Consider the following 6512-nt stretch of genomic DNA (forward strand, 5'->3'; position numbering starts at 1 on the left):
GCTGTTAAGCTGACTTATTCTTAAAAATTAGTATCATAATAATCCTTTAATTGTTTAATAACATCCATGTATTGTTTTCTCTTAAAACTATCAGAAAAATCATTACCACTTTCTTCAAGCTTTTTAAAATCAATAACCACATCGTTACTATTGAGATAATCTCCACCATCAATTCTCGGAGAATTAACAGATATACAATAATTAAGATTAGAATCGAGTTTACTATTTTGTCTTATCAACATAAGTTGTAGAGTAAAGGCATCAATCACTTTAACTCTCATTGCAGTAATTAGTTTTGCCATTTTTGGATCGGTTTCTACTCCTAAAGGAAGTTTCTCAACCCTGTTTAAAAAATCGATTAAATTAGCAGGAGTTGAAGATACACCTAAATAGTCATGAAAAACTACATTTGTCATTAACATTTCAAATAAAGGATAAATTGTTTTCTTAAATTCATCATATTCAACTAATGCTTTATCAATCTTTTCTTGTTGCTTTTCTAATGCAACACCTTTATTGTTCATTACAATTCTCTTAATATCTGGAGAATCGATAATTAAAAAGGCTATCACACCAATTGTGATGACAATGGCATAATGCCAATCAACATGTGCAAACATCATTGCAACAACTCCTGTTAACCATATTAGTTGCCACTTATACTTTCTCATATTGCTTCACCTCATACATATAATACAAAAGCCCAGCCCCAAAGGCTAGGCAAGGTGAAGTATATGTAGTTTAACGTCATTGCGGACGTGCTCTTAGTTTTCCACGCTAAAAGCTCTTCAGTAAGCGATGTTGCATTGCACAAATATATTGATTTCTAAATATATTTTGTGATGCTTGCTGAAGCTCGTAAGCAATCGAGTTGACGTGTTTAAAAATATAGTAGTTATTCTTAATGATTGCTTACTATGCTAAGAGCCGGAATCGAACCGAACTTCATGCGCAGGCTTCCGTTGAATCGCATAAAATTTCCACCTGTGCTCTCACCAGAGAACGTTAGCTACAGAGAGTTTGTGAAAAGCAGGTGACTATCAACTCCTTTAAATTGAATTGAGTGTCATCTCTCTCTGCTTGAAGCACTGTTAAACATTAAAAGAGGAGGCTTAACATCTCCTTCAATTTATTGTGCTTCAACACGGGAACCAGGACTTGACTTGAACCTGGATAAACGACTTTGGGGGCCGCACGTCTAGCCAATTGACTTATCCCCGTAGGTAGTGCTTATAAGAAGGTCAAAGAACTTAGCACTACAAGACGAATAACGGGCGCCATTTCCACTAGGCATTACTGGACGCCATTCACATCATCTAAGTTGTTGCGTACTTTACTGAACTCGTGTAATGCTCCGAGTGTACGCTTCAATGCTGATGGACGGAATCGAACCGCCGTGTTACCAATTCAATGGAATACTTGCCAACCACTGGCCCACATCAGCGTAAACTTACGTAAGGAGTTGTCCCCTTGCCGCAAGTATAATGTGCACTCGTTAAGCCGTTGAAGTTGAGTGCGAACTTCTTTCGTTGTCATTTCAACGTGGTTGCCGTGAGACTAGCAGAGCCGGTATATTGTAAATCTTAAGAGTTTTTATTATGAAGACTGTAACCGTACATTACGTAAAAAATTGGATTAATTAGTACCTAGTCTCAACGTGGATTATGGCCCCTGCCACCATCTGAGGGCTTGATTACCCGTTTCCACACGCTTAACAGAGAGAATCCTGAGTTCTGGTAGTAACTCGTCTACTCCTCTGTCAGAGTCAATAAAGTCGTATTATTAAGCAGTTTAAGGACGTGAATGCTGAAGTCATTCGTGCTCGGGTCACATCTTATTCTTTCGACAATACCATTATTGCTTATAAAGTAGCCCCGTGATGACCCCAATTTGACCCCTCTTTTGCCTCGTTTTGGCCCATTTTTGTCCCAAATTTAGCATGGAGGTCTGGGATTATCTTTTCTTCAACAGAATAATAGTCACAAGCCGGTTCAATACAATCTGCAAATTCTAAGGCTGCCTGCTTAACTAATTTGTTATAGGTACCATTGCCTTTATAGCCAATTTGATTTTTGATTTTCCAGTTAGGTAACTCGTCAATGTATTTAAGTTGAATTATCTTTTGACTAGTTAGGCTGCATCCTTTAATTGCATACCGGACAGCATACAAGGCGCTTGCGTAACGGGAATGATTAATCATTCTTCTTTCAGAGCCATTACCAGCAGAGGGCGCTTTAGGCATACCGTCAACTGATGGTGAGCTGTAATCTCCCCATGCTCCAGCTTTTCGCTTAATTTCTGGTAATCGTTCATAGAAGAACCATCTTACAGCACGATAGGTTTCATCAACGTCTAACTCATCAAACAACGCCACCATTAGCACTCTCCCTTGTGATATAATTGATTTGCTTTATTTTTATACCAAACCGGGCGTTCTCATGTAGAGCGCTTTTTTTATTTCTTTGTGCTATCCACTTTAATCGTTGCTATCACACCAAGGACGAAGCCAATCGAACCAGCAATGGCAATGCCTAATAAATCATAGATGCTCATTAGTCGCACCGCTCGTAAGTCCGGCGGAATTTTTCATCTGTCATCGTTTCCCAGTGAATTAATGTGATTCCAAAGACTTCACTCATACCTAAATATACAATCCACCAACCACGCTTTAACGGCATGCATTCATTGTCTAAGCGAAACGTATATGTTTCACCAAAGCCATCATCGGTAATATGATACTTTTTCATCATTTCATCAGAGCCGTCGAATTGTTCAGCTTCGACAGGCTCTATTTTTCTATATTTGTGTAACATTAAATATCACCTTCGTTAAGAATGTATCCCGAGGCTAAAGCTAGAGCCTCATCAGCTAATTGGTGAAGCTCCATGATACACCCACCGTCAAATGCACACGGATCTGATTCGTCATAGTAAACTTCGTCTAGTTCAGCCTGCTTCTTGCGTAGTTCAGTAAGTTTTTCTTTGTATTCTTTGTCGGTCATTACTCTTATCCCCGTAATAATTAGTAATTTCATGTTCTAATGTTTTACCGTCATCCAGCAGCTTATCTCTCATAATTCCTAATAACGTAGTAAGCTTCCCTGAATCACGATTTAACTGAAATACTGTCATGAGTCGTTCGTGATCGGTAATGTCATCCCATCTTTTATTTCCTAATGGTTCAACAATATTTCTCAACAAATCATCAACTGTATTAGTCAATTCTTTTAGCTCAGATAAATGTGCATTAACACTCTCCACGTTATTAATATTAAATTTTATTTTTTTCACTCGGTTACCCTCTATTCTCGAATATCGTTAAGTTCTGAAAAATTAAATTGATAGTATGGATTATGTGGTAACAAGCGGCTTACCGTCTTACCTCCATATATCAAACTAAGCTCATCTGGTGTATTATTAGTCGTGACGATTGTTGATTTGAGTACCTTATTACTGTTTGTATCGTATCTTGCGGTAGCTATCTGATTAATTGCCTGCTGAACGTCCTTTTGAACAGGCTTGTCAGAGTTAACTCCGCCTTCAGTTCCAAGGTCATCAATCACCAATACGTCGACACTTTCCATGGCGTCCAGGATCTTTTCTTTACGATCCTGGGCGTCTTTGTATTTATATGACTGCCAGAACAAGCTTACTAATTCGGTTGATGATACGAACATTGTTGTTTTTCCGTCAGCTCTTAAATACTTCATCATTGCCAGTGAAAGCATTGTCTTGCCAGTTCCTGGTGGTCCGAACAACACAATTTTTTTAGGGTGGGTTTTCATCAGCTTAGATAAATTAGCAGCATTGCCTTTTAAATTCCTTGCAACCGTTAAATTCGACTGTTGATTTGGATCCCAATTATCAAAGGTAGCGGATAGTTTTTTCTTGCCTTCCCATAAACATAAACTGTCAAACATGATGTATTTAGCTCCACCACCAGCAATCTGAATCTCTTTATTAGACCTTTCTCGGTAGATTTTAGCTTGAAGTGTACAAAGCTCTGGATGGTCAACATCAACTCCATGTTCACGGAATATCTCTAATGCTTTAGGATTATTAAGGATATTTCCAATTGTCTTAAACGCCATTAACCATCATCTCTTTTCGCTTCTTTTGCCCTATCTTCAGCTTCTGCCTCTGCCAGCTCTTTAGCTATTGCTTCGGTTTGACTCACTCCATCTGGAACTTTGCGAGTTTCAAAATGGTACTGTTGTTTCTTGCCCGCTTTTTTGGGGGATGATTTACCTCTTCGACTCTGCCCATACTTCTTAGACAGTTCTTCGGCTTGCTTTACCGTTTTGACATGGTTATCTTCTAGTGATTTCAAAACTGTTTTTAAGTAGGACCAACTAGGATGTTGTGCAACGTCATTAGTCCGCCTAATTGCATAACAGACTAATTCATTACCAAGACGATTAACGTAGTCAGTAAAGACTGGCAAATTTAATCCGCTGTTAACATTTATCCTGGCTAGCTGTGCCAGATTAAATGCGTCCTCGACTGGTTGATCATCATCTTTATTAGTGTGATCAGTATTAGGTTTAAAGTCAGTATTAGGTAGCGTGCGATTATCCACACGTGGATAAACCACGTGTGGATAATCTACTTGTGGTGCAACTAAAGGCGTATCAGTTAGTAACCAATCCTGACTAGTAAAAGTTCCCTTAGGTGACCGTTCGCGTTTTCTTCTTAAATATCCACATTTTTCGATTTCTTTTAATGCAGTGCGAACAGCGGAAAGTCCCTCCTTACTACTATGCTTAGCCAACTCTTCAGCATGGAACTTCCAATCATCAGGTTTAGAAAGCATATATATTAACAGTCCTCTAGCTTTGAAAGAAAGCCGTTCATCTTCAATTACTTTGTTATCTACAATTGAGAACCTTTCTTTTCGTTTCTGCCTAATTATTGCCATCTATTACACCTCAATCTCACTTGCGTGGGTAACAGCTACATAATTACTTTTATTTTCTTTCATTCTTACCAATTGATATACCTCTTACTTTCACAAGTGATGCATGATATACTAACTATGTAATACTATTTGATATACTTATTTACTTTGAGCATTCGTTTTAGCGGAACGAGTGCTCCTTTTTTGTTGGATGTGGCGTGATGGCTTCTGCTAAATCATGAGCAATAAATGGCAGCCAGATCATAAACGTCCAACTCATCGCTACTTCCATCCCCTCGCGGTAGAAGATTGTCATTAGACAACCACAACCTGCATAGAAAAATCCCTTAAGAAATTGCATTTATTTCACCTCTTATATTTAATTATTTACTTACAACACATTAGCTAATGACTAATGTAAAAGCGCTTAAAATAATTGCCAGTATTGATAAAAACGCACCAATCTCATTAGGTGAAAAAGACAGTGTCAACCCAACAATCCATATCAAAGCGGTAATTACAACTGCAACTATAAAATTAAGCAAACCAACATGTTGACTGGTCCAAAGCCACAACCTATCACGTAATTTCATATTCATGTCCTCACCTCCCCTCATGGCATCGGTTTATCCCAATCAATTACATCAACATGTTCTTCAATCCATTTCCTAGCGACTGGCAAGTTAACCTTTATTGCTCGTCCCTTGCCGGGATGTGGATTAGTTGACCACTTTCTTGTTTCTGGGTAAGCATCCAAAACATATAACTGAATCCACACTTTAGCTTTCTTCCCAGGTGTATATGGTCGTAGTTCTTCAATGTTTACCCAGTGTTCAACTACTGGTTTCTTCTCAGTCACTAGATACGGCTTCAGGTATTCTGCAACTGCCTTTCTGTCCTCAGGCGGTGTCTCCTTAACGAGTTCAAGTAATGCACTCATCGTATTAGCTCCTTTCTTGGTTTATCGTTGTTGATTATTTACTTCCCTGAGTTTCCCAAAAATCTTCAATCAATCCTTTTCCGTTTTGTCGTCGATGAAATTTATTAATAATCATCATGGCATTGATTGCTGCTTCATCTGCAACATCGTTTTGATATTCAAACAAGAATTCAATTCCATTAGGTATCTTGTTATCTTGTCCAATATGTTCATCAATCCAATTAACAACACTAAAGTAGTCTTTTACGCCGTATTTATACCCTTTGAAGTATTTCTTAATTGGGAATATTTGCTCAAATTGTTGAGGCGTTAACTCCTCAATTAAATCCGCCAGAGTAAACAACCATCCTTTTTGCAATTCCCAACTTTGTTTATCGATAGTTGGAGACACATACTTAATCATTTCATAAACTGATTGCTGTGGTGTTTTAGTCATTGCTAACTCCTTTATTAAGCTCTTCAATATCCATCAGTAATTCCTGCTTAGGGTGCCATGTTTCAACAAACCTTAATCCATCATTGAAGCGCTTCGCAGGAAACTCGTTATATCGTGGAATGTTAACAACGGTTTTAAAATGTAGGAAATCACCGATTTGAAATTGTCGGATTTCCTACATTTCTTTATACTGGTTTCATCAATTATTTGAGGTGATTGTATGAAATCAGAGTTGAAAAA

12 protein-coding genes and 2 tRNA genes are annotated in these 6512 nt (G+C 38.1%); all 14 read right to left on the minus strand.

What is annotated here, in order from left to right; all coding sequences use genetic code 11:
* Positions 1–20: 20 nt before the first annotated feature.
* Positions 21–671: a hypothetical protein gene (locus tag HUK49_RS08460; protein WP_191913397.1), complete on the minus strand. Its 651-nt coding sequence runs from the start codon at positions 669–671 to the stop codon at positions 21–23.
* A gap of 472 nt (positions 672–1143) precedes the next feature.
* A tRNA-Trp gene (locus tag HUK49_RS08465) sits at positions 1144–1221 on the minus strand.
* Between the two features lie 150 nt (positions 1222–1371).
* Positions 1372–1444, minus strand: a tRNA-Asn gene (locus HUK49_RS08470).
* A 417-nt stretch (positions 1445–1861) separates the two neighbouring features.
* Positions 1862–2377 carry an ArpU family phage packaging/lysis transcriptional regulator gene (locus tag HUK49_RS08475; protein WP_191913398.1) on the minus strand — a complete coding sequence of 172 codons (516 nt, stop codon included), beginning with the start codon at positions 2375–2377 and terminating at the stop codon, positions 1862–1864.
* Between the two features lie 175 nt (positions 2378–2552).
* On the minus strand, positions 2553–2813 hold the full coding sequence (locus HUK49_RS08480; RefSeq protein ID WP_191913399.1) for a hypothetical protein: 261 nt from the start codon (positions 2811–2813) through the stop codon (positions 2553–2555).
* Complete coding sequence (locus HUK49_RS08485) at positions 2813–3001, minus strand: hypothetical protein (protein WP_191913400.1); 189 nt, start codon at positions 2999–3001, stop codon at positions 2813–2815. The genes HUK49_RS08480 and HUK49_RS08485 overlap by 1 nt, the downstream gene beginning before the upstream one ends.
* Entirely contained in the window at positions 2967–3290 is a 324-nt protein-coding gene (locus tag HUK49_RS08490; protein ID WP_191913401.1) for a hypothetical protein, read from the minus strand. Before HUK49_RS08490 ends, HUK49_RS08485 begins: the two co-directional genes overlap by 35 nt.
* 11 nt (positions 3291–3301) lie before the next feature.
* A complete protein-coding gene (locus HUK49_RS08495; protein ID WP_191913402.1) occupies positions 3302–4090 on the minus strand; it encodes an ATP-binding protein in 789 nt (262 codons plus the stop codon).
* Positions 4090–4917, minus strand: a complete 828-nt coding sequence (locus HUK49_RS08500) for a DnaD domain protein (RefSeq protein WP_191913403.1) — start codon at positions 4915–4917, stop codon at positions 4090–4092. Before HUK49_RS08500 ends, HUK49_RS08495 begins: the two co-directional genes overlap by 1 nt.
* Positions 4918–5077: 160 nt before the next feature.
* Positions 5078–5257, minus strand: a complete 180-nt coding sequence (locus tag HUK49_RS08505; RefSeq protein ID WP_191913404.1) for a hypothetical protein — start codon at positions 5255–5257, stop codon at positions 5078–5080.
* A gap of 40 nt (positions 5258–5297) precedes the next feature.
* Positions 5298–5495, minus strand: a complete 198-nt coding sequence (locus HUK49_RS08510) for a hypothetical protein (RefSeq protein ID WP_191913405.1) — start codon at positions 5493–5495, stop codon at positions 5298–5300.
* 14 nt (positions 5496–5509) lie between these two features.
* Positions 5510–5836 carry a hypothetical protein gene (locus HUK49_RS08515; protein ID WP_191913406.1) on the minus strand — a complete coding sequence of 109 codons (327 nt, stop codon included), beginning with the start codon at positions 5834–5836 and terminating at the stop codon, positions 5510–5512.
* A 34-nt stretch (positions 5837–5870) separates the two neighbouring features.
* Positions 5871–6272: a hypothetical protein gene (locus HUK49_RS08520; RefSeq protein ID WP_191913407.1), complete on the minus strand. Its 402-nt coding sequence runs from the start codon at positions 6270–6272 to the stop codon at positions 5871–5873.
* Positions 6265–6444 (minus strand): ORF6C domain-containing protein, encoded by a 180-nt coding sequence (locus HUK49_RS11660; protein ID WP_191913410.1) that lies wholly within the window; start codon positions 6442–6444, stop codon positions 6265–6267. Before HUK49_RS11660 ends, HUK49_RS08520 begins: the two co-directional genes overlap by 8 nt.
* Between the last annotated feature and the right edge of the window lie 68 nt (positions 6445–6512).

Origin of the sequence: Limosilactobacillus portuensis (assembly GCF_014838735.1) — a bacterium.
Classification (GTDB): domain Bacteria; phylum Bacillota; class Bacilli; order Lactobacillales; family Lactobacillaceae; genus Limosilactobacillus; species Limosilactobacillus portuensis.